At 65.6% G+C, this 23,118-nt stretch carries 18 protein-coding genes; all 18 read right to left on the bottom strand.

Translation table 11 applies throughout. The annotated features are described in order from the left end of the window. Positions 1–5: 5 nt before the first annotated feature. The 18 genes from flhB to fliE all read right to left on the bottom strand — a co-directional run bounded on the left by flhB (position 6) and on the right by fliE (position 22,334). Entirely contained in the window at positions 6–1,136 is a 1,131-nt protein-coding gene (gene flhB, locus NX05_RS18165) for a flagellar biosynthesis protein FlhB (RefSeq protein ID WP_039432424.1), read from the bottom strand. 251 nt (positions 1,137–1,387) lie between these two features. Beyond that, positions 1,388–3,475 (bottom strand): putative bifunctional diguanylate cyclase/phosphodiesterase, encoded by a 2,088-nt coding sequence (locus NX05_RS18160; protein ID WP_039432422.1) that lies wholly within the window; start codon positions 3,473–3,475, stop codon positions 1,388–1,390. 280 nt (positions 3,476–3,755) lie between these two features. Next, entirely contained in the window at positions 3,756–6,677 is a 2,922-nt protein-coding gene (locus NX05_RS18155; RefSeq protein ID WP_039432421.1) for a diguanylate cyclase domain-containing protein, read from the bottom strand. Positions 6,678–7,055: 378 nt separating this feature from the next. Continuing rightward, on the bottom strand, positions 7,056–9,977 hold the full coding sequence (locus NX05_RS18150) for a diguanylate cyclase domain-containing protein (RefSeq protein ID WP_039432419.1): 2,922 nt from the start codon (positions 9,975–9,977) through the stop codon (positions 7,056–7,058). 222 nt (positions 9,978–10,199) lie between these two features. Then, positions 10,200–10,991: a flagellar biosynthetic protein FliR gene (gene fliR, locus NX05_RS18145; RefSeq protein ID WP_039432418.1), complete on the bottom strand. Its 792-nt coding sequence runs from the start codon at positions 10,989–10,991 to the stop codon at positions 10,200–10,202. 13 nt (positions 10,992–11,004) lie between these two features. Continuing rightward, positions 11,005–11,274: a flagellar biosynthetic protein FliQ gene (locus tag NX05_RS18140; protein ID WP_005917968.1), complete on the bottom strand. Its 270-nt coding sequence runs from the start codon at positions 11,272–11,274 to the stop codon at positions 11,005–11,007. Between the two features lie 873 nt (positions 11,275–12,147). After that, positions 12,148–12,993, bottom strand: coding sequence for a flagellar type III secretion system pore protein FliP (gene fliP / locus NX05_RS18135; RefSeq protein ID WP_039432415.1), 846 nt, complete (start codon positions 12,991–12,993; stop codon positions 12,148–12,150). A gap of 1 nt (position 12,994) precedes the next feature. Next, complete coding sequence (gene fliO, locus NX05_RS18130) at positions 12,995–13,402, bottom strand: flagellar biosynthetic protein FliO (RefSeq protein ID WP_039432412.1); 408 nt, start codon at positions 13,400–13,402, stop codon at positions 12,995–12,997. After that, a complete protein-coding gene (fliN, locus tag NX05_RS18125) occupies positions 13,399–13,737 on the bottom strand; it encodes a flagellar motor switch protein FliN (protein WP_010373746.1) in 339 nt (112 codons plus the stop codon). Before fliN ends, fliO begins: the two co-directional genes overlap by 4 nt. Then, positions 13,734–14,747 carry a flagellar motor switch protein FliM gene (fliM, locus tag NX05_RS18120; RefSeq protein WP_010380941.1) on the bottom strand — a complete coding sequence of 338 codons (1,014 nt, stop codon included), beginning with the start codon at positions 14,745–14,747 and terminating at the stop codon, positions 13,734–13,736. Before fliM ends, fliN begins: the two co-directional genes overlap by 4 nt. 10 nt (positions 14,748–14,757) lie before the next feature. Further along, a complete protein-coding gene (locus NX05_RS18115) occupies positions 14,758–15,309 on the bottom strand; it encodes a flagellar basal body-associated FliL family protein (RefSeq protein WP_172645704.1) in 552 nt (183 codons plus the stop codon). Positions 15,310–15,474: 165 nt separating this feature from the next. After that, positions 15,475–16,779 carry a flagellar hook-length control protein FliK gene (locus tag NX05_RS18110; RefSeq protein WP_039432410.1) on the bottom strand — a complete coding sequence of 435 codons (1,305 nt, stop codon included), beginning with the start codon at positions 16,777–16,779 and terminating at the stop codon, positions 15,475–15,477. Next, on the bottom strand, positions 16,776–17,231 hold the full coding sequence (fliJ, locus tag NX05_RS18105) for a flagellar export protein FliJ (RefSeq protein ID WP_017115175.1): 456 nt from the start codon (positions 17,229–17,231) through the stop codon (positions 16,776–16,778). The genes NX05_RS18110 and fliJ overlap by 4 nt, the downstream gene beginning before the upstream one ends. Before the next feature lie 3 nt (positions 17,232–17,234). After that, the gene (gene fliI / locus NX05_RS18100; protein WP_010373683.1) at positions 17,235–18,611 is read right to left on the bottom strand and encodes a flagellar protein export ATPase FliI; all 1,377 of its coding nucleotides are present in this window, start codon (positions 18,609–18,611) and stop codon (positions 17,235–17,237) included. Then, on the bottom strand, positions 18,608–19,228 hold the full coding sequence (locus NX05_RS18095) for a FliH/SctL family protein (RefSeq protein WP_039432409.1): 621 nt from the start codon (positions 19,226–19,228) through the stop codon (positions 18,608–18,610). Before NX05_RS18095 ends, fliI begins: the two co-directional genes overlap by 4 nt. Then, entirely contained in the window at positions 19,225–20,214 is a 990-nt protein-coding gene (fliG, locus tag NX05_RS18090) for a flagellar motor switch protein FliG (RefSeq protein ID WP_010373680.1), read from the bottom strand. Before fliG ends, NX05_RS18095 begins: the two co-directional genes overlap by 4 nt. 10 nt (positions 20,215–20,224) lie before the next feature. Continuing rightward, complete coding sequence (gene fliF / locus NX05_RS18085) at positions 20,225–21,949, bottom strand: flagellar basal-body MS-ring/collar protein FliF (protein WP_010373678.1); 1,725 nt, start codon at positions 21,947–21,949, stop codon at positions 20,225–20,227. Between the two features lie 13 nt (positions 21,950–21,962). Next, positions 21,963–22,334 carry a flagellar hook-basal body complex protein FliE gene (gene fliE, locus NX05_RS18080; protein WP_010373676.1) on the bottom strand — a complete coding sequence of 124 codons (372 nt, stop codon included), beginning with the start codon at positions 22,332–22,334 and terminating at the stop codon, positions 21,963–21,965. Between the last annotated feature and the right edge of the window lie 784 nt (positions 22,335–23,118).

Below are 23,118 nucleotides of genomic sequence, written 5' to 3'. Positions count from 1 at the left end.
GGCGCTCATGCGCTGGCTCCTTTACCGAACTCATCCACTTCAAGCGACGGCAATTCCGGCATCGGGCCGCCGTTCCAGCCACGCAGCTGGTAGACGTAGGAAAGGACCTGGGCCACGACGGAATAGAGTCTCACGGGAATTTCCTTGCCGATTTGCGCTTCCCTATACAAGGCGCGTGCCAAAGGCGGTGCGGTGACGATCGCCACCCGGTGCTGCTCGCCGGATTCGCGGATGCGGAAGGCCATTTCGTCCACGCCTTTGGCCACCACGATCGGGGCGCGCATCTTGCCGCCGTCGTACTTGAGCGCTACCGCGTAGTGGGTGGGATTCATCAGCACCACGTCGGCCTTGGGCACCGCTTCCATCATCTGGCGCTGCGACATCTGCATCTGCATCTGGCGGATGCGGCCCTTCACTTCGGGGCTGCCCTCGCTTTCCTTCATCTCGCGCTTGATCTCTTCGCGCGTCATCTTCAGCTTCCGCATCCAGTTCCACTTCTGGTACGGCGCATCGACGGCGGCCAGCAGCACCAATGCGCCGGCGGTGTAGAACAGCAGGCTCTTGGTGAAGTCCAGGCCGTTGCCGACCGCCTGTTCCAGCGGCTGGCTCACCAGCGAGCGTAAACCAGGCAGGTTCTTGGAGATGCAGAAACTGGCGGCCAGGCCGACGAACAACAGGCGCAGCACCGACTTGACCAGCTCGGCCAGGCTATTGCTGCCCCACATGCGCTTGATCCCGTTGGCCGGGTTGAGCTTGGTGAGGTCGGGCATGATCGCCTTGCTGGAAAAGTGCAGGCCGCTCATCAGCAGCGGGCCGGCCAGGCCGGCGGCCAGGCAGATGCCGATCAACGGCAGCATCACCCACAGCAACTGCAGCAGCAGATCGCCGAAATGGCCGAACAGCGCCATCGGGTTTGCGCGCATCGTCGGGTCCGGGCTGAGCGCGGTCTTCATCCAGACCGTGGCGCGATCGCCGATACCGCGGGCCAGCGCCATCAACGCGAATACGCCGGCACCGAACACGGCCGCCGTCGACAGTTCCCGCGACTGCGGGATGTTGCCCTGCTCACGGGCTTCGCGCAGGCGTTTTTCGGTGGGAAGCTCTGTACGCTCGCCGCCGTCTTCGGACTCGGACATGAAGGTGCCGGTGGGGGATTAGCCCAGCTGATGCAAGCGGCGTTCCAGTTTGTGGAGCTGGGAATCGGGAATCGGGATTGGGAATCGGAAAAGCGATCGCTGCGGTTGGAATTGCGGCGTGTGGGGGCTGCCTGGCGGGGAGGGCAGCGCATCGGAGCTGGTACGTTTCTGCGGCAGTCCAGATCGATGCCTGGCCAGGGCGTCGTTGAGCCTGGAGGCTGGGTGGGCGGTCGCTCGACGCCGTCTGTTGCTCAGCTCGCCAGGTGGCGTGGGCCGTCGCGCGGGGCGACCACGGTGGCGATGAAGCGTTCGGCGTCCATCGGGCGGCCCAGCAGATAGCCCTGCAGCTGGTCGCAGCCCAGCCGTTCCAGGGTATTGCGCTGGGCGGTGGTTTCCACGCCTTCGGCCACTACCTGCAGACGCATGGTGTGGGCCAGCGCCACCACGGCGGCCACAATGGCGATGTCTTCGGCACTGCTGTCCATGGCCTGCACGAAGCTGCGGTCGATCTTGAGCTCGTGCGCCGGCAGCTTGCGCAGGTACAGCAGGTTGGAATAGCCGGTGCCGAAGTCGTCGATGGCGATGCGCACGCCCAGCGCGTTGAGCTGGCCCAGGGTGCGCAGGCAGGCCTCGGCGTCGCGCATGGCCATGGTTTCGGTGATTTCCAGGGTGAGCTGGCCCGGTGCCAGCGTGAACTCGCTGAGCGTGGTGGCCACTTCGTCCAGCAAGCTGGGCGAGGCCAGTTGCAGGGCCGATAGGTTGACCGCCACCCGCCAGTCGCCGTGCCCGGCCTGCCGCCAGTCGCGCATCTGGCGGCAGGCTTGCCGCAGCACCCAACTGCCGAGCAGGCCGATCATGCCGCTGCGTTCGGCCAGCGGGATAAAGCTGTCCGGCGGCACCAGGCCGCGTTCGGGGTGCTGCCAGCGGATCAGTGCTTCAGCGCCGATCGGGCGGCCATCCTCGGCGCAGTATTTGGGCTGGTAATGCAGCACGAACTGGCCCAGCTCCAGCGCGCGCGGCAGTTCCTGCAGCAACTGCAGGCGGTCGCGGGTGGTGGCCGTCATCGAGCGTTCGAAAAAGCTGTAGCGGTTGCGGCCGGCGTGCTTGGCGTGGTTCATCGCCGCGTCGGCATGCGTCAGGAGCTGGGGACCGCTGTTGGCGTCTTCCGGGTACAGCGCAATGCCGACGCTGCTGCTCAGCCGCAACTCGTGGTTGGAGACCAGAAACGGCACCGCCAGGGCTTGTACCACATGCGCAGCGAGCGCGGCGGCATCTTCCGTGTCGGCCATGTCGGCCACCAGTACAAACTCGTCCGCGCCCAGCCGCGCCAGGCTGCCGTTCGCACGCCGGTGCGCGTTCAAGCGTTCGGCCACTACCACCAGCAGGCGGTCGCCCAGCTGATGGCCGTAGCCGTCGTTGATCACTTTGAAGCCGTCCAGGTTGATCAGCATCACCGCAAAGCGCTGCCCGTCGCGCTGGGCGCGTTCGAGGTTCTGCAGGAGATGCTCGTGCAGCAGTACGCGGTTGGGCAGGCGGGTGAGTGGGTCGTGAAGCGCCGCCAGGGCGAGGTCGGCATTGGCCTTGGCCAGCGATTGCGCCAGCACGTCGGTCCGCTGCTGAAAGCGGACCGATAGCAACGAGATGACCAAAGCCAGCGTCAGCGAGACAAGAGTTACCAGCACCACCGCCACCGCCGGCCACGACAACGGCAGATGCGTATCGGCGACCGCGCCACATATGCTGCCGGGCGCGAACTGGGCGGCGGCCATGCCGGTGTAATGCATGCCCACGATGGCCCCGCCCATGATCAAGGCGGCGATCAGGCGCAAGCTGGAGCGGCGCCCGTGGTGGCGCAGCCGGAACGCGATCCACAACGCGGCGGCAGAGGCGCCGATGGCGATGGAGATCGACAACCCGAACAGCAGCGAGTCATAGCGAATGGACGGCACCATGCGCAGCGCGCCCATGCCCATGTAATGCATCAGCGCAATGCCCAACCCCATCAACAGCGCACCCAGGCCGAGCCGTGGCCACGGCAGATCCGCGCGCGAGCTCAGCCAGAGGGCTAGCGCCGAGGCCAGGATTGCCGCCAGCATCGAGTAGAGCGTCAATGCCAGGTCGTAGCCCACTGGAATCGGCAGGCGGAACGCCAGCATGCCGATAAAGTGCATCGACCAGATGCCAATTCCCATGGCAATGGCGCCGCCCACCAGCCACGCGGCTGCGATGCCGCCACGGCTGGCGGTCATATGTGCGGCCAGTTGCAGCGCGGTGAAGGAGGCCATCACGGCCACCACCAGCGACAGCATCACCATGCCAAGGTTGTAGGTTCCGACCACCTATCCAATTCCAACGTCGAAAGACGCGTTGCCCCAGACCTAGCGACCCCTTGCGCAACTTCTTGAGCGCAGGGGAGCGGCCGATGTCATCAACGGTGCGTTGCCACTAGGATACGGCACGCTTGAACCTGCTGCGGCCGACCGGCGTGCGCTGGCGACATGCGCAATCACAGCGCGTTCGCGCGTTTCAACTGCCGGCGTGCCGGATATCGGCACTGGAAGCGTGTGCGCTACATCCTTTGCGCGTGAGCTGGCATGGCGTGGTAGCTGCCTGCGCGGCTCATGCCACCGAACTTTCCGGTTCTTCCGGTTCGATGCGATTACGGCCGGAACGCTTGGCGCGATACAGCGCCTCGTCGGCACGCGCCAGCAACGAAGCGGCAGTGTCGCCGACGCGATACCAGGACACGCCCACCGAACAGGTCACCTGCAGTGGGCGTGCGGTACCCACCTCGTACGGGGCCAGGCTGAGCGCTTCGTGGATGGCACGCAGCCGGTGCTGGCTCTGTTGGGTCATGCCCGGCAATAACAGCAGCAATTCTTCACCGCCGTAACGGCCCACCTTGTCCGAATCGCGCAGGCAGGCCGTCAGCCGTGCGCCCACCTTGGCCAGCACCGCATCGCCGACCAGGTGCCCGTGTCCATCGTTGACCTGTTTGAAGTGATCCAGATCGATCAGCACCACCGCCAGTGGATGCTCGCCGTGCGCGCAGCCCTGCAGTTCTTCGGCCATCGCTTCCAGGATGCCGGAGCGATTGAGCAGGCCGGTCAACGCGTCGTGGCTGGCCTTCAAGGCCAATGCCGCACGTGCGCTTTCCAGTTCGCGTTTTTCGCGCTCCAGCTGGTAAGTGCGCTCGGCCACCAATTCGGCCAGCATGCGTTCGCGCGCTACCAGATGGCGATGCCGCCAGCGCCACAGGCCGATCAGCAGACCGCTGCCGATCAACACATACAACGCGATCGCCGGCGGGCTGCGCCACCACAGGGGCGCAACCGCAAAGGGTAGATCCGCGATGGGCGATACGGTGCGACGGTAGCGGTCCAGCACCTGGACCTGCAGGCGGAAATGCCCGGAGGGCAGCGGCGGCTGGTCGATGGACAGGTTGTCGCTCTGAATCCATTGGTCGTGCAGGCCAAGCAGGCGATAACGCACGGTCAGGCGGCTGGGGTCGTCGTAGACTTCCATGGTCGACAATTCGATATGCAGGGGTCGATCGCTCCAGCCCAGCAGTTGCCCGCGCTGCACGGGCATGCCGCCGCGGCTGAGGCTGTCGATATGCACGCTCGGCTGGCGCTCGTCGAACAGGCGCGCCGGGTCGCTTAGGTGGCTCACTCCGCGTGCGGTGCCGATCCAGATCGAGCCATCCGGATCTTCGGCAAACGCCGCCTCGGAGACGTCATCCCAAATCAACCCCTGCGACTGCGATAGATGCGCCCATCGCTCACCGTCGTAGACCTCCACGCCGCCCGCATGGCCCACCCAGACCCGGCCGGCGCTGTCGCCACGCAGCAGGTAGACGCTGACATCGCGCAGCGCATCATCACGGATTTCCTGCAGGTCCAGGCTGCCGCGCAACAACATGCCGTGCCACAGGCCGGGGCGATAGAAGGCCAGCCACACCTCACCGCTGTCGCTGATGTGGAACTTGCTGATCCATGGCTCGGGCGCGCCGCCGTTAACCTTGACCTTGACCTTGGACCATTGCCCATTCTGCAATCGGAACAAACCGTTGGCGGTGGATACCCACAGCGTTCCGTCGGCGGTTTGCTGGACATCGGTGCAGGCGATGGCAGGCATGTCGGCCACGGCCTGCATGCTGCCGCCGTCGAGCGGGTGCTCGATCACGAACAGGCCACCGGCACTAAGCATCCACAACCGGCCCTGGCGGTCGATCAGCAGGCGACGCCCAGCGCGAGGCAGTTTGGCGATTTCCGCGCTGTGCCCGTCCGGCCACGTGCGGCGCAGGAAACCGGCCGAACTGAGGGTCCACAGACTGCCGTCTTGGCTGCGCTGCATGCCCACGATCTGGATGCCGGCGTTATGCAGGGCCGGGACGAAGCGTCCATCCGGATCGGTCTGGCGGCCGATGCCGTGTTCATTGCCGACCAGCAGCGCGCCTTGCACGTCGCGGGCGATCGACCAGGTCGGCGCGGCCGGCATGCCTTGCGAGGCGTCCCAGTTTTCGATCCATTCGTAGCCGGCCCAGCGCACCAGACCTTCGCCATCGACGGTCATCCAGACATCACCGTCGCGGTCCACCACGATCGCATCGCTGCTGCCGGGTGGTAGCCCATTGTCCGCGCCAAAGCTGCGCCAGTGGCCGTTTTCCCAACGCACCAGGCCGTCGTTACGACGCACCAGCACGCGTCCCTCGCGGTCCATCACCAGCGGCGCCGGCCGCCCGACCGTGCTGCCATCCAGCAGCGGGAGCGAGCGAACACTGAAGGTAGTCGCCCCGGGGGCGCGATAGAGCAGGGTGCCGGCACCGCGCACCCATAGCCCGCCGTCGTGGTCGCGCAACACGCTGTACCAACGGTCGTCCGGCACCCCATGTTCGGGCCCGAACACCTCCACCTTGCGCTGCGCATCGATGGCGCACAGCTTGCGTGCGCAACCCGCCCACAGCGTGTTGCCATCCACCGACAGGGTGAACACCTTGGACAACTCGGGAACGCGCACGCGGGTTGCGGTATCCAGCAACGGTTGGGTCTGCCAGTGGCCGTTGGCGCGGGGCTGCAGGATTTCCAGAGCCCCGCCATTGGCCAGCACCGTGCCCCAGGGCAGGCTGGCGAGCTGCATCTCGTCCTGCAGGTGCTGGGCTTCATCCGGCGCCAGTTTGCGGAACCCGTGTTCGTCGCCGACGAACAAGGCCTGGAACCCTGCCACCCACAACCGCCCATCGGCGGTTTCGGTCATCGAGGTGGTGGGCTCGTTGCGCAGGCCATCCAGCTGAATCTGTTGAAAGATGCGCCCGTTATAGCGATACAGCCCGCTCTCGGTGCACACCCACAGCAAGGTGGCGCGGGTCTGCAGCAGGCAGGTGCCTGCAAGCCCGAGCAGGCCTTGGTCGTGGGCATAGCGCCGGATGCTGATGCTCTGCGCGCCAGCCAGATTCGCCACCGACAGCAACGCCAACAGCAACACCACGGCAAACGGTGCACGCCGGTGCGACGACCTCCATTGGCGCTGCTGAAACCCCACGGACGTTGCAATCTCCCACGCATCGGCGCATGCGGTCCGCGCCCCTCGCGCGGTGTCTCACGCTTGCCATTGGCAGCCCCCAAAAGCAGGCCGCATGGGAACAACTAGCGGCTGCTAACGCGTATTTCTTTAATGCTTCAGCAAGCATGACGGTGTGAGGATCTGGCGAACGCGGCTGTTCGCTGGGTGGTGGTGTACGGCGCTGGTCACGTGTGTGCGCACGCTTGACCCATACGCAATCCCTGCAGGAGTTTCCAAAAGCGCGTAGCAGTACGATGCGTAGTGAGTGCTGACCTGCCGTAGGCGTTTGCGTTGGGTGGATTGCAACGCGCGGCTACGTCACCTGTGGTGCTGCCGGTCCAGCGTCAAAACCTGCCGTCACTCCTGGTCAAAACTATCCAGCGGCACGTGGTCGTAATCGATCCGATTGCGGCCACTGCGCTTGGCGCTGTACAGCGCGGCGTCGGCACGTGCCAGCAGTTGCTCGAGCGTTTCGCCAGGCTGGAACCAGGCCACACCGATCGAGCAGGTCACGTGCAGCCAGCCGCCATCGATGGGGTAGTCGCCGCAGATGTCGCGGTGCAGGGCTTCCAGCCGATGCGTGGCATCCGGGTTCAACCCCGGCAGCAGCGCCAGCAATTCTTCGCCGCCGTAACGGCCGATGCGGTCGTCGCCGCGCACCAGCGTATCCATGCGGCGGCCGACCCCGGCCAGCACGGCGTCGCCGGCCAGATGGCCATGTTGATCGTTGACCAGCTTGAAGTGATCCAGATCGATCAGCACCACTGCCAGCGGCCGCCCGCTGCGCGCGGCATGCAGCAGCATCTCGCGCAGCGCGGCCAGGATGCCGGCGCGGTTTAGCAGGCCGGTGAGTTCGTCGTGGGTAGCCTTGAGCGAGAGTTCGGCGCGCGCGGCTTCCAGCTCGCGCTTGTCCTGTTCCAGCTCGGCGGTGCGCTCGGCCACCAACTGCTCCAGTTCGCGCTTGCGCCGCAGCAGTTTGGCGGTGCGCCAACGCAGCAGCGCGATCACCGCCAGGATACTCAGCAGCACGTAGCCGACGATGGCCGGCACGCCCCGCCACCACGGCGGTGTCAGTTCGAAATCGAAGCGGGTGATCGGGCTGCTGCTGCGCTGATAAGCATCCATTGCCTGCACTTCCAGCGTGTAATTGCCCGGCGGCAGCAGCGGATAGGTGAGGTGGCTGAGCGAGGTGCTGGTCCAACTGGCCTGCTGGCCTTCGACCCGATACCGGAAGCTGACACGGTCTGGGCCGCCTTCTGCGCCCGGGGTGCTGACTTCCACGTCCAGCGGCACCTGCGACCACTCGGTCCGCGCTTGCGGCAGCAGTATCTGGCTGCCACGGCGCACATGCAGAATCTCCGCCCGTAGCGGCGGCGCGGCGAATGCGCGCATCGGGTCGAGCAGGTGGGTGAGGCCACGGCTGCTGCCGAGCCAGATGCTGCCATCGGTATCTTCGAAAAATGCATTGGCCGACACGTCGTCCCACAACAGGCCTTCGGTGCGCGTGATACGCGACCACTTCCCGTTTTGGTACAGATCCAGGCCCTGGCTGCTGCCCAGCCACAGCCGGCCCTTGCTGTCGTGGCGCAGGATGAAGGGCATCACACGCGCCACCAGTGGGTCGGCCACGGCGGCAAGGGTCAACACGCCGTCCGTTTGCAGCCGGCCATGCCATAGCCCGGTATCGCGCAGCGAGAGCCACAGCTCGCCGTCGGCGCTGAAATCGAGCAGGAAGAAATCCTGGCTGGGCAGATCGCCGCGCACCTGCACGCGCTGCCATGCGCCGGTTTTTGCCTGCAAATACAGGCCTTCCCGGGTGCTGGCCCACAGCCGCCCGTGGGTGTCTAGGTCGATATCGCCGACGAAGGCGGCCGGCAGTGCCACTTCGCGCTCGGCCTTCAGCGGGCTGCCGCGCTGCACGCGATAGAGCCCATGCGGCGTGGTGATCCACAAGGTGCCGGCGGTATCGAACATCAGCTTGTTGATGGGCAGGTCGAGGTGCAGCACATCGTTGGTCTTGCCGCTGCGCGGGTCGCGCCGCGCCACGGCGCCGGACGAGCGCGCTACCCAGGCCGCGCCGTCTTCCGGCGAGAGCGCAATGGACACGGACTGCAGCAAGGGTTGGCCGTTTTCCAGCGTCCACGGCCGCATGCGTCCGCTGCGCGGATCCAGCACATTCGATCCGGCATCGCCGCCGACCAGCAGCTCACCGCTGGGCAGCCGCTGGCTGGCCCAGGTCGGCGCTTCGGCCAGGCCCTGGCTTTCGTCCCAGTGTTCGATGTTGCCGTAGCCCAGCCAGCGCTGCACACCCAGGCCGCGCGTGCCGATCCACAGCTGGCCGGTGCTTTGCATCATCAGCGGGCCGACCATGGGGCTGATCTGCAGCCCCTGGCTTTGGCCGAAGTAGCGCCAGTGGTCGCCTTCCCAACGCACCAGCCCGCGGTCAGAGCGCGTCAGCAGACGGCCCTGCGTATCTTCCGACAGCGTTGTGGCCCCAGAGAGGGTATCGAATCGGGTGCCTGCCGGCGCCGGACGATTGCGAAACACCTGCTCGTCAGCGGCACGTGAGAGCACCAGCCCGCCGCCGCGTAACCACAGAGTGCCCAGGTGATCACGAAAGATGGCGCGCCATTGCCGTTCCGGCACGCCTTCGGCTTCGGACAGCAGGGTAATCTTGCCGTCGGTGTCGATCCGGCAGACGTGCAGGCCGCAACTGGCCCATAACGCGGTTCCGTCAGCCAGCAAAGCCCTGCCGGCCGGCAAGATGCGGCCATCGGCCAGTTGCAGGGGCAGCGGGTGGACCGACCAGCCGCCGCCGGCGCTCGGCGACAGCCGCAGCAGACTGTCTTCGCTGACCACCACCACGCCATCGGCGTAGGCGGCAACAACATTGCCGCTGTCGGCGCGGATCGGCTTGCCATCGCGCAGTACCTGCACGAAGTCATTGCCCTGGCGGACGAACAGGCCATTGGCGCTGGACACCCATAGCCGCCCTGCCGCATCCAGCCCAAGCGCGCGGATATAACGCGCATCCAGCCCGCTTTGCTGGCCGATTGGGGTGAAACGTTCGCGTTCAAAGCGATGCAGCGCTAGCTCGGTGCCCACCCAAACCACGCCCTGGCGGTCTTCAAGCAGGCTGTTGATGGTCATGCCCTGCAGACCATCGGCCTGGGCGTAATCACGGAAGCTATAGGTTTGCGCCCAGCTGCTGCCGCAGATCAACAGTGCCGCCAGCAGCAGCCACGCCCGTACCCGCAGGCGAGCATCTTGCGAACGCATGGGAGCCAACAGTGGAAACACAGTGAGCATTGGTTCCCGTGGAGTGGGCTTGTGTTGGACGACGATACGCAGCGTCATCGTGCAGGGGCTTTGACGGCTGCGCATTCAGAAACTTGAGGCGATTCACGGTGGTGCGGGTGTAACGATGGAGCGGGGCGATCAACGCATTGCGTGTGCCAGCTAGCTGGCTGGCTTCTTCCGGCCACTGCAGTCGGTACGCAATCAGGCAGTCAGTTCTCTGGCGGCATCGAAGGCGGTATCGAACATGCGTTGCACGGGCGGGGCGAATTCGCTGGCGAAGCTCGACAGCAGGAACAGCCCCAGCAACACCGTCAGCGGCAAGCCCAACTGCACCGGATTCAATGCCGGCGCTGCCTTGGCCAGCGCGCCGAAGGCCAGATTGACCGCCAGCATCGCCACCATCATCGGCAAGGCCAGGGTCAGCCCGCCGCGCAGGATCTGCAGGAACAAAGTCGGCGCCACTTCTGCGAATGCGCCGGCATCGGGCAAGGCAGTGCCGATCGGCAAGGCTTTGTAGCTGTCCACCAGCAGTGCGATCACTGCCAGATGCCCGTTGGCCGCGAAGAACAGCAGCCCGAAACCGATATAGAACCACTGCGCGATCACGCCGGAGGTTACGCCGCGCATGGGGTCGGACATCTGTGCGAATGACAAACCCGTGGACTGCGACACCAGTTCGCCGGCCAATGCGCCGGCTTCGAAAATCAGCTTCAACATGAAGCCCATGCTCGCCCCGACCGCCAGCTCGCGCGCAATGCTCAGCACTGCCTGCGCGGTAAAACCGTCCCACTCCGGCACCGGCGGCAGGATCGGCGCCAGCACCATCGCCAGCGTGCCTGCCAGCATTACCCGCACCCGGCCGGGTACTGCGCGCGTGCCGATCAACGGCATCGCAGTCAGCAACGCACCGGTGCGCAGCATGGTCCACATGATCGCCCCGACCATCGCAAACGCGCGTTGGCCGTCGATCACCATTTGGGTTGCAGAATCCATCCGCGCTGGCCCGCTAGCCGATCAAATGCGGTATGCGCTGGAACAGCGCAATGGTGAACTCGACCAGATGCCCCAACAGCATGCTGCCGGTGGCAAACAGGGTGGCCGTCAACGCCACGGCCTTGGCCACGAAGGCAATGGTCGGCTCGTTCAATTGGGTGGCGGCTTGCACCACGCCAATCACCACACCAACCACCAGCACGGCCAGCAACATCGGCCCGGCAATCCACAGGACGGTGACCAGGCCACCACGTAATTCAGTCAGGGCGATTTCAGGGCTCATGGGAGTGCTGATGCAAGTGGGATGCCAAAGGGGCGGGGAGTCGAGATTCGTGATTCGGGATCGGTTGGGAAACGGGGTCTGAGTTGCCTCGTGTTGCACTGTCGATCGCTGTCGCTGTCGCTGTCGCTGTCGCTGTCGCTGTCGCTGTCGCTGTGCTCTGGCTTGGCTTTTGCAGTTCGCTTTTCATCCCCCATACCGCAGCGGCAGGCCGCGTGGGTCAACCCCCGAAGGGGCGGCGCGCATGGATGCGCGACGTTTTTCTAAGGGACATGGATGTCCCTTAGAAAAATTCCCACGTGGACTGCGTACCCGTAGCGCCTTGGCGCGTAGGCGCGCGAGGACGGGGTGTGTTTCTTTGGTCACTTTCTTTGCATAAGCAAAGAAAGTGACTCGCCCCCCGAAGGGGGACGAAAGCCTTGCACTCGCTTGTAGCTCTTGCTCGTCCATTTGATCCGGATACAGATCAAATGCTTTCACGCCCTGCGGGCGCGAGTCGCTTTTCTTTGCTTGTGCAAAGAAAAGTAACCAAAAGAAAGCACACCCCGTCCTCGCGCCCTCCGCGCCTGCGGCGCTCCGGGTCCGCAGGCCGTTCGGGAATTTTTCAAAGGGACGTCCATGTCCCTTTGAAAAACGTCGCGCATCCATGCGCGCCGCCCCTGCGGGGTTTGACCCGAATGGCCTGCCGCTGCGGTATGGGGCCCCGGAGAAGCAAGAACCTAGAACCTAAAAGCAAGACGCAACAAGCAACAAGCAACAAGCAACAACTAAGCACGAGGCCGCAAGCGCCTGAGCACTACAGCTGTGCTGCGGCGGCTTCAACAAGACACACTCAACTCACTGACAAGCGCTACCGCGCGCACCGCGCGTCCACACCTACGACGCATTAAAGCTCGCAGCCAGCGTTCCCACCACCAACACCCATCCATCCACCAGGATGAACAACAGAATCTTGAACGGTGCCGAGATCAGCATCGGCGACAGCATCATCATGCCCATCGACATCAGCACGCTGGCCACCACCAGGTCGATGATCACGAACGGGATGAAAATCAAAAAGCCGATTTCGAAGGCGGTCTTCAACTCGCTGGTCACGAACGAGGCCACCAGCACCGGGAACGGTACGGCGTCCGGGCCGGCGTATTTGCCGTCGCCGGCCATGCCGGCGAAGGTCATCAGATCGGTCTCGCGGATCTGCGCCAGCATGAAGGCGCGCAGCGGCTGCGTGGTCAGTGTCCAGGCGGTGGAAAAATCGATCTGGTTATTGAGGTAAGGCTGCAAGCCGGCGCCCCACATCTTTTGCCACACCGGCATCATCACCAGCGCGGTCAGGAACATCGACAGGCCCAGCAACACCTGATTGGACGGCGTCTGGCCGGTGCCCAGCGCCTGGCGCAGCAGGCCCAGCACGATGGTGATGCGGGTAAAGGCGGTCAGCACCAGCAGCATCGATGGCAGCAGGGTGATTGCCGTCATCAGCAGCAAGGTCTGCAGCGGCAGGCTCACCGGCTGGTCGCCGATGCGGCCCACGCTCACGTTCGGCAGCGACGGCAACTGGTTGGAACCGGCCGGCACCACAGCCGGGGTGGCCGCAGGCGCGGCAGCCTGCGCCATTGCCGGCAGCGCGGCCGGGGTGGCCGCGGCCAGCATCGGGCAACTCATCACCAGCAGGATCAGCACCAGGCGCACACTGCGCCCCCAACGATTCCAACGGCTCAACATGTCACGGGTCCTTGCGCAGCTTCTGTGCGAGCAGCTGGGCGAAATTGGGGAGTTGCTTGAAATTGGGCAGAGTGGGGGCCGGCGTGGTCGGCAGCGGCTCGGAGAGGGTGTGCAGGGTGCTGATGCCGTTGGCGGTCACGCCGAGCAACAACTGCTTGCCGTTCACCTCCACCACCACCACACGTTCCTTGGCACCGACTGCCAGGCTGGTCACCACACGCAAGCCCTCGGTGCTGCGGAATCCGCTGCCGGGCATGCGCTTGAGCAACCAACCCAGCCCGACGATCAGCGCGAGCACCAATAGCAATGCAAAGACTGCGCCAAACAGGCTGGGCGAGGACGGCGCTTGCGTGCCGACCTGGGTGGCCTTGGCCGCGACGGGCGCAACGGTAGCCAGCAGGCCGATCACCGCAGCCTCCGGATTCGTTCGCTGGGGCTAACTACATCGGTCAGGCGAATACCGAAGCGGTCGTTGATGACGACGACTTCGCCGTGTGCGATCAGGGTGCCGTTGACATACACGTCCAGCGGTTCGCCGGCGCCGCGTTCCAGTTCCACCACCGAACCCTGGTTGAGCTGCAGCAGGTTGCGGATCGGAATGCGCGCGCGGCCAACTTCCAGCGACAGGGTCACCGGCACGTCCAGGATGACGTCCAGATTGAGGTCGGCGGCGTTCTGGTCGTGTTCGGCCTGCAGGCTTTCGAAGGTGGCAGGCGAGGCGTCGAGGATGTCGGAATTGATCATTTGCTGGAGTCCTGGGATGGAACGGCGCGTGGGGCTTGCACGCCGGGCGGGCGTACGGCGGTGATCTTGACGGCGTTGTTGCCATTGGAAACGCCGAATTCGCCGGTGAATAACGGGATGTCTTCCACGCACAGCGGCACCTGGGCGGGCAGCTCGATTGGCAGGACGTCGCCGACCTTCAAACCGGTGAGCTGACGCAGGGTCATGCGCTTGCTGGCCAGCACGCTGGACAGGGTCACCTCGGCGGTGTCCAGCTGCTCGCGCAGCATCACGTTCCATGAGTCGTCGCGGTCGTTGCGGTCGCTCTGGATGCCGGCGTCGAGCAATTCGCGGATCGGCTCCAGCATCGAATACGGCAGGGTGATGTGGATTTCGCCGCCGCCGCCTTCCAGCTCCACATGGAAGCGGCATACCACTACGTACTCGCGCGGGGTGACGATGTTTGCGAAGTGCGGGTTGATCTCCGAGTTGATGTACTCAAAGTCCACGTCCATCACCGGCGCCCAGGCTTCCTTCAAGTCGGCGAAAGTCTGCTTGAGCATCAGCTGCACCACGCGCATCTCGGTGGCGGTGAATTCGCGGCCTTCGATGCGGGTGTGATAGCGGCCGTCGCCGCCGAAGAAGTTGTCCACCACGGTGAACACCAACGTGGGTTCGAACACGATCAGGCCGGTGCCACGCAGCGGTTTGAAGCGGATCAGGTTGAGGTTGGTCGGCACATACAGCGAGTGCATGTACTCGTTGAACTTGACCAGGTCGATGCCGCGCACCGACAGGTCGGCCGAGCGCCGGATCAGGTTGAACAGGCCGATGCGCCACAGCCGCGCGAAGCGCTCGTTGACCATCTCCAGGGTCGGCATGCGCCCACGGATGATGCGGTCCTGGCTGGACAGATCGTATTGACGGGCCTCGCCGGGCAGCGGCTCCGGCTCGGTGTTGACCGCACCCGAATCCACGCCATGCAGCAGGGCATCGATCTCGTCCTGGGAAAGCAGATCACTGACGCTCATGGGGCGGGCCTTACTGAGTAACGAAACTGGTGAACAGCAATTCTTCGACGCACTTCTTTCCGGTCTCGCTGGTCATGACCTTCTGCGCTTCGGCCAATGCGGCCTTCTGCAGCTTCTGCTTGCCGGCCAGGTCGGCAACGTCGGTGGCCTTGGTCTGCGACAGCAGCATCAACAGGTGCGCACGGATGGCCGGGGCGTTCTCGGTAATGAGCTTGAGCTCTTCCGGGTCACGGGTGACCAGCTGCACTTCGACCTGCAGGTACTGCGGGCCATCGCCGGGATCGGCCAGGTTGACCACGATTGCCGGGTCCATCGGGAAGTACTGCGCCGGCTTGGGCACTTCGGCGACCTTGGGCGCGGCGTGCTTGCCGCCTTTTTCATCGTCCTTGTGGCCGAAGAAGAACCAGGCGCCGCCGCCGGCAGCCGCCAGCACCACCACGCCGATGGCGACCAGCAGAATGGGCTTCTTGCCGCCCTTCTTCTTCTCGCCCTTGTCGTCTTTGTCTTCGGTTTTCTTGGGTTTTTCGGCCGCTGCCACAGTGTGCTCCAGGGGAATGCTCACCCTGTCGATGCAATTGGCATGCCAAAACGGCGTCGGTTTCCTGGCGCAGGCGCTGTGGAAACCGAAAAACCCCCGCAAGCCTTGTGCTGCGAGGGTGAAGGGGCGTCATCGGCACTCAGCCGAGGCGCGTTTTTCAACTGCGCCGGGCGTGCCCGGCGCGTAAGCTCAGGCGTAGGCGTCCAGCAATCCACGCTGGCGTAACACCACCGACGGAATTCCGACGGGCGGGCTATCGTCCAGAGTGAGGCCATTTCCGTTGCCATTGCCGCCAGTGCGATTGCCGGACGGGTTCTGCTGTTGCTGGCCAACATCGGCCTGGCCCAGCTGGAAGCCATTCTGGCCGAGCATTTCGCGCAACCGCGGCAGACTTTGTTCCAGCGCCTGGCGGGTATCGGCATTGGCGGCGGTGAAGCTGGCGTTGACCTTGTCGCCGTCCAGATGCAGACGCACCTCGACCGGGCCCATCTCGTTCGGGGTGACCTTGATATGGGCATGGCCGATCTTCTGGTCCGCCAGCCAACTCATGCGTGCGCCGATGGCATCGTCGAAGTTGTCGCTGCCCAGATCCGGGGTGGGGGTGGGCGAGGCGCTGAAGATGGGTGCGGCGTCCTGCAGGCGGGTGAGCGCCGGCGCGGTGGTGGTCGGCAGCACGAACGCCGGTGCGTCCGGCGCTGCCGTGGCGGCGCTGTCATCGGCAGCCGGTTCCAGCGCCTTGGCGGCCATGCCCATCAGCGCGGCGGTCTGCGCGTCGCCGCTCACGGCGGTGGTCGAGGTGGGTTTGGCGCCTGCAGCAGCGGCCGGCACCAGAGCGCCCAGCGCGGGCAGGGCGGTACCCGCGCTGGCGGTGGCGTTTGCTGCGGTTGCATCGGTAGGCAGTGCGGTGGCCGTTGCCACGGCGTTGGCTGCGCCGGCCATGCTGGCAGTCAGCGCCGCAGCTGCGGCAGCCAGCACATCGCCGCCCGGTAGCGCCTGCGCCAGCAAGCCCATGCCGAAGCCGCCCAGGCCCGCGGGCGGCCAACCGGCGTCGGTCGCCGATGCAGCTGCTGCCTCTGTTGACGCGTCTTCGCTGGCCGCAGCGGTGGCGGTTTTGGTGTTTTTGCCGGTCTTGCTGGTAGCGGCCGCGGTGCTTTTGTCGGAAGCCGCCGCGTCCTTGGCGGCGCCGGACTGGGCCGGCTTGGCATCGCCGTCCTGCGCCCGCGGCCGTGCGGTGGCATCGCCGGTCGCGTCGTCGTGGTTGTCTTCGTCGTTGCGATTGTTGTCGGACTGATTGGACTTGGGTGCGGCCTGCTTGGCGGGCACGCGCTCGGGCGCCTGCGGCGGGGCCTGATGCGGCGTGTTGGCCGGATTGAGCATGCGCGCGAACTGGTCCTGGCCTGCATCCGGTTCGGACGAGGGGTCGCTGTAACTGGATTTCTTGCCGGTGCCGGCAAGCGCGCCTAGGCCGGCGGCGAAGGCGGACAAGGGGTTCATGCGGATTCTCCGTGTGTATCTTGGCTACGGGCCAGTCGCGAACGACGCGCGCCGAGGTCGTCCATCTCACGCTGGTCGCGGCGTTCGATCACTTTGTTTTCCTGGGCGCGGTAGCTGGCGGCCAATTGCTCCAGCACCTGTTTTTCGCGGCTGGCCAGCAGCAGGCGGGTACGCTCTGCTTCGACCTTGGCGATGTTGCTTTGCACGGTCTGTGCCTGCTGCAGCACGGCGCTGTCCAGACGGTCCAGAAATGCGCGGCGGTTGGTCAGCGCAACCGCGCTGGTGCCGGCCATCTGGCTGTTGGCGTATTCCTCGGCATAGCGGCGCAGCTCTTCCAGGCGCGACTGGTGGGTTTCCAGGGTGCGTTGGCGCTCGGCCAGGTCACGAGCGACCTTGTCTTCCTGTTCCTGCGCGCGGCGCAGTAATGGGTCGATCCGTTTGGACTGCATCATGAATTAATTCTCGGGTTCGACCAGCTGCTGCAGCGCGGACAGGCTGTCGCTCAGGAGCGATGCCTTGTGCACGTCCTGCCCAAGGAATTCGACGATTTCCGGCCAGCGCGCCAACGCTTCGTCGGTGGCTGGGTCGCTGCCGCGCTGGTAGGCGCCGATGGCGATCAGGTCGCGGTTGGCGGTGTAGGCCGAGAGCAGCCGCTTGAGCTTGCGGATGCGCAGGCGCCAGGTGTCGTCGGCGATGTCCTGCACCACGCGGCTGACCGAGGATTCCAGGTCGATAGCCGGGTACAGGCCGCTGTCGGCAACCCGACGCGAGAGCAGAATGTGGCCGTCCAGGATGGCGCGGGCGGCGTCGGCGATCGGGTCTTGCGGGTCGTCGCCTTCGGTCAATACGGTGTAGAACGCGGTGATCGACCCGCGGCCCTTGGCGCCGTTGCCGGCCCGTTCCACCAGCGCCGGCAATTTGGCGAACACCGACGGCGGGTAGCCGCGGGTGGTCGGCGGCTCGCCAACCGACAGGCCGATCTCGCGCTGCGCCTGGGCGAAGCGGGTCAGCGAATCCATCAGCAGCAAGACGTTCAAACCCTGGTCGCGGAACCATTCGGCAATGGCTGTGGCGCGGTAGGCGCCGTGCAGACGCGCCAACGGCGGGCGGTCGGCCGGGGCGGCCACCACAACGGCGCGGCGCAGGCCTTCTTCGCCCAGCGTGGTTTCGACGAAATCGCGCACTTCGCGGCCACGTTCGCCGATCAGCCCGACCACGATCACGTCGGCCGAGGTGAAACGGGTCATCATGCCAAGCAGCGTCGATTTACCGACGCCCGAACCGGCGAACAGGCCCACGCGCTGGCCGCGGCCGATCGGCAGCATGGCGTTGATGGCGCGCACGCCGACGTCCAGCGAGGTGGTGATGGGTTCGCGCGCCAGCGGGTTGATCGACACGCCGGCCATGCCGACGCTGCCTTCGGCGCGGATCGGGCCCTTGCCATCCAGCGGGGTGCCGTCGCTGTCGATGACACGGCCGAGCAGGCCTTCGCCCACTTCCACGCCGCCGCGGCGCCGCGAGGGCACCACGCGCGCATTCGGCAGCAGGCCGTGCAGTTCGGCGCTGGGCATCAGATAGGTGCGTTCGCCGGCGAAGCCGACCACTTCGGCATCGACCCAGCCGCCGTCGACTTCGACCTTGCAGGTGGCGCCCATCGGCGCTTCGCAGCCGGTGGCTTCCAGGGTCAGGCCGACTGCGCGGCGCAGGATGCCTTCACGGATCAGGGTGCGGCCGGCAGTGGGCTCAAGGCCCAGCGTGCCCAGGCGGGTGGCCAGGCGCAGATTGCGCGCATCCAGCCAATCGGCCGGGGTGGCACCGAACAGGGCGCTCACAGGCCCGCTCCGGATTTGCGCATGACTGTCTCCAGCGCGGCGCGCAGGCGTGCATCCAGGGTGCCGTCGATGCGCACGCTTTCGGCGTGCACGCGCAGGTCGCCGCGGCTCAGGCTCATGTCCGCGGCCACGCGGGTGCTGCTGCTGGGCGCCAGATGCGGCAGCAGCGCGGTGATGTCGTCCGGGTGCAGGCGTACTTCGACTTCGCGGCCGGCACCGCCGACGGCATCGACCGCCTCGCCGACCAGTTCGGCCAGCAACTGCGGGTCGGCCTGATAGGCACGCCCGACCAACTGGCCGGCGATGCGCACGGCCAGCTCGCCGAGTGCGCCGACCACTTCGTTTTCCAGCCGCGCCAACGGGCGAGTGAAGTTGTCCAGGATGCCGTCGATCTGCGCGGTCAGGCGGCGTACTTCCGCCTGGCCCTGGGCAAAACCTTCGGCATGCCCGCGCGCGAAACCTTCCTGCTGAGCGGCGTCTTCGATGGCCTGGATCTCTTCCAGGGTCGGCGGACGCAGCACCGGCTCATAAACGGCCGGTTCGTCGAATTCGGCTTCCGGCGCAGCCGCCGCCAGGTGCAGGTCCGGGGCCAGCCAGCGGGTGACCACATCGTTCATACCATGGCCTCGGCACCGGCGCCGCCCAGGCTGATGGCGCCTTCGTCAGCCAGGCGGCGGACGATGGTGAGGATTTCTTTCTGCGCCGCTTCCACGTCGGCAAGGCGCACCGGGCCGCGCGCTTCCATGTCTTCGAGCAGGATTTCGGCTGCGCGCTGGGACATGTTGCGGGTGATCTTTTCGCGCACCTTGACGTCGGCGCCGCGCAGGGCAAGGCCCAGGCGCTCGCCAGAGACTTCGCGCAGCAGCGTCTGCAGGCCGCGGTCGTCCAGGTCCACCAGGTTGTCGAACACGAACATCAGGTCCTGGATCTTGCCGGCCAGGTCGGCGTCGATCTTGCCGATCTCGCCCAGCACGCCTTGGTCGGCGCCGGTGTCCAGGAAGTTGAGGATGTTGGCCGCCACCTTGATGCCGCCCACGTTGGACGATTTGAGGTTCTGGTTGCCGGCAAACTGACGCTCCATGATGTCGTTGAGCTCGCTCAGCGCATTCGGCGGAATGCCGTCCAGCGTGGCGATGCGCAGCAGCACGTCGGCGCGGGTGCGCTCGGGCAGCAGCTTCAGCGCCTCGGCGGCCTGGTCGCTGTCCAGATGCGCCATGACGATGGCGATAATCTGCGGGTGTTCGTTGCGCACCAGGTCGGCGACCGCGCGCGGGTCCATCCACTTCAAGGTGTCCAGACCGGTGGTGTTGCGGCCCAGCAGGATGCGGTCGATCAGGCCACCGGCCTTGTCGGCGCCCAGCGCCTGGATCAGCACGTTGCGAATGTAGTCGTCGGCGCCCACGCCCAGCGAGGTCTTGCCGGCCAGTTCGCCGTTGAAGTCGTCCATCACCTTTTCGACCTGGTCGCGCGAGATGCCGGTCATGGTGGCCATGGCGATGCCGATCTTCTGCACCTCCTTCGGGTCCATGTGCTTGAGCACTTCGGCGGCGTCGCTTTCCCCAAGCGACAGCAACAACACCGCAGCACGCTGCACGCCACTCATCGGTTCTGCTTCAGGCTTCACTGGCAACCCATCCCTTTACGACTTGTGCAACACGTTTTGAATCGGCTTTAACTGCTTCGCGCGCAACACGCATGCGTTCTTCGTAAGCGTCCGGCAGGGCGATCGGGGTCTTGCGGTCCTGCCCGATGCTGGCGGTGTCCTCGCCCATGTGGGGCAGCAGTTCATCGTCTTCATCGACCATCCGCACATCGGCGCTCTGTGGAGTGCCATCCTTGCCAGCCTTGCCTTGCTTGTCCTTGACCGCGGTCACGCCGGTGAGCTGACGCAGGGTGGGGCGCACCACACCGAACAGCAGCGCCAGCACCACCACCGCACCGACCAGCAAGCGCAGACCGTTCTGCACGCGCGGATCTTCCCACCACTTCGGACCTTCTTCACCGGCCACCGCTTCACGTACGAACGGGGCATTCATCACCGACACCGTGTCGCCGCGTGCCGCATCGAAGCCCACTGCCTGCTTGACCAGGCCTTCGATACGGGTCAGCTCGGCAGCGGTGAGCGGCTGTTCCACCATCTTGCCCTTGGCGCCGGGGCGCGGGACGTTGTCCAGCAGCACCGCCACCGAGACGCGCTTGATGCGACCGGCCGGCTGGCGGGTGTGTTGCAAGGTTCGGTCCAATTCGTAGTTACGGGTGGCGCTCTTGGAACTTTCGGTCGGCGCGGCCGCTGCGGTGGCCTGGCCATTTGCGGCAGCCGGGGTGCCCGGTGCGCCTGCGGCGGCCGGCGCCGGCGGCTGGCCGGGGCTGTTGCTGGTGGCACCCGGAGGGCCCTGCGGGCCGGTGGCCGTGGTGCTGGTGTCGTTGACCTGTTCGCTGCGCAGCTTGGCCGGCTCGCCGTTGTAGAGCTCGCGCGCTTCTTCGACCACCGAGAAATCCATGTCCACGCTGGTTTCCGGATTGACCCGGCCCGGGCCGGTCATCGGCTCCAGCAGCTCGCGGATGCGCTGGTTGTAGGAGCTTTCCTGGCGGCGCACCTGTTCGAACTGGGCGGCGTGCTGGGCAGCGTCGCTATTCGGGTCGGCGATGGAGAGCATGCGGCCGCTCTGGTCGACCACGGTGACGCGTTCGGGGGTCATGTCCGGGATGCTGGAGGCCACCAGATTGACGATGGCATCGACCTGGTTACGCTCCAGGCCTTGGCCGCCGCGCAGTTCCAGCACCACCGAGGCGCTGGCCACATCGCGCTGGCGGGTGAAGGCGCTGGGCTTGGGAATAGCCAGGTGCACACGGGCCTCGCGGACCGGGCGCAGGGTGCTGATGGTGCGCGAGAGTTCGGTTTCCAGTGCGTGCTGGTAACGGGCGTTTTCCACGAACTGGCTGACGCCGAAACCCGGGTCCTTTTCCATCAGTTCGAAGCCGCCACCGGTTTCCTTGCCGGTGAGGCCGGAGCCAGCCAGCTTCAGACGGGCGTCGTACAGACGGTCCTGCGGTACCGAAATGGCGCCGGTACCCTGGTCGATCTTGTAGGGGATCTGCGCGGTGCGCAGCAGGTCGGCCGCTTCGGCATTGCCCTTTTCATCCAGGCCGGTGTACAGCGACTGATAGCCCGGCTTCTGCGACCAGAAGAACACCGCCAGACCGGCCGCCACCGCGAGGGCGATCATCGCCATCATGGTCAGCTTGCGGGTGATCTGCAGGCTGCGGACACGGTCGAACCATTGCCCCGCCTTTTCGGCGTTCTGGTTCATGTTTTCCTTGCTGATCGCGAGTGCCATGTGTCGTCAACCTTTACAGCGGCATGTTCATGACGTCCTGATAAGCCTGGACGAGACGGTTGCGGACTTCCACGGTGGCGCGGAAGGCCACCTGGGACTGCTGGGAGGCGACCATGACCCGTGCCAGATCGGCACTGGGGTCGCCCATTTCGAATGCTTTGGAGAGGGCGCCGGCCTTCTGCTGGGCCTCGTTGACGCCGCCGATGGCGCCGCGCAAGGTCTCGCTGAAGCTTGGTGCCTGGGTCGCCGGTGTTCCCTGTGCGCCGGCCAGCCCCTGGATCTGATTGCCGCGCGCCGCATCGCCCACCGCGCCCATCGGGCCTTGGCCCATCTGCGTCTGGTAGCTGCGGATCTGCGAGAGGATGGAGGTAACGGAGTCGCTCATGGGTGCGGTCAGCCAGGGAGGCATCCACACCGATGCAAGCGGCGTGCCGAAATGGCGCCGGGATTCCGGCGTAGGGCGGGGTGGGTTGCTGTGGCTGGGCTGCGAGGAACTACACCGCCGCAGTTTTCTCTGCGCTGGTGAGCTTGGCGCCTACTCAAGAGTCGGACATTTGTCGGCAAGGTGCTGTCGACAGGGCGCCGGCCTGTTCAGCCAGCTTGTCTAGCAAGATGCAGGCCTGTCTGGTGGAGAGCGACTGCTCTGCCGCTTATTTGCAGGGTCTTTGCCCGCCCACCATCGCGAGACACGCTGCAAGTACGTCCTTGTAAGTTTCTTGGCGGCATCCATGCCGCCAAGGTCCCGCGCCGGTGAGCGGGCAACCACCAGTCGAGATGGTCGTTGTGTCTTTGCAAGCGATAGGCAACGTTCGCTGGCTATGTGACTAGCTGCGGTCGCCTGCTGCGCCCAAGTGAAGCCGCACCGCGTTCGCACATGAGAACTGCCGACCAAGTGTCTGGTGCGGTGTCCTTGCCGATTGCGGGACCGTTGGCGGCATGGATGCCGCCAACGGTCCCACAGGGTGAAGTGTTCACGGCGTGTCCCGCGAGCGGCGAGGGCACCGCACACTCGGCCAGCTCAGCTTTCGAATGAAGCTAACTGGTTGTCCCTGAAAAATCCCCTTCAAGCGCCCCGTGCCGTCTGTGACAGCGGCACGTGGCTAAAGGATGGCCATTCCATCGCCCGCATCCAGGCACGCAAAAACGCGATCCAGCGCAGCAGCCAGCGC

Source organism: Xanthomonas vasicola, assembly GCF_000772705.2.
Lineage (GTDB): Bacteria > Pseudomonadota > Gammaproteobacteria > Xanthomonadales > Xanthomonadaceae > Xanthomonas > Xanthomonas vasicola.
Note: the sequence above shows the minus strand (reverse complement) of the source record. Positions and strands in the feature narration are given on the sequence as shown.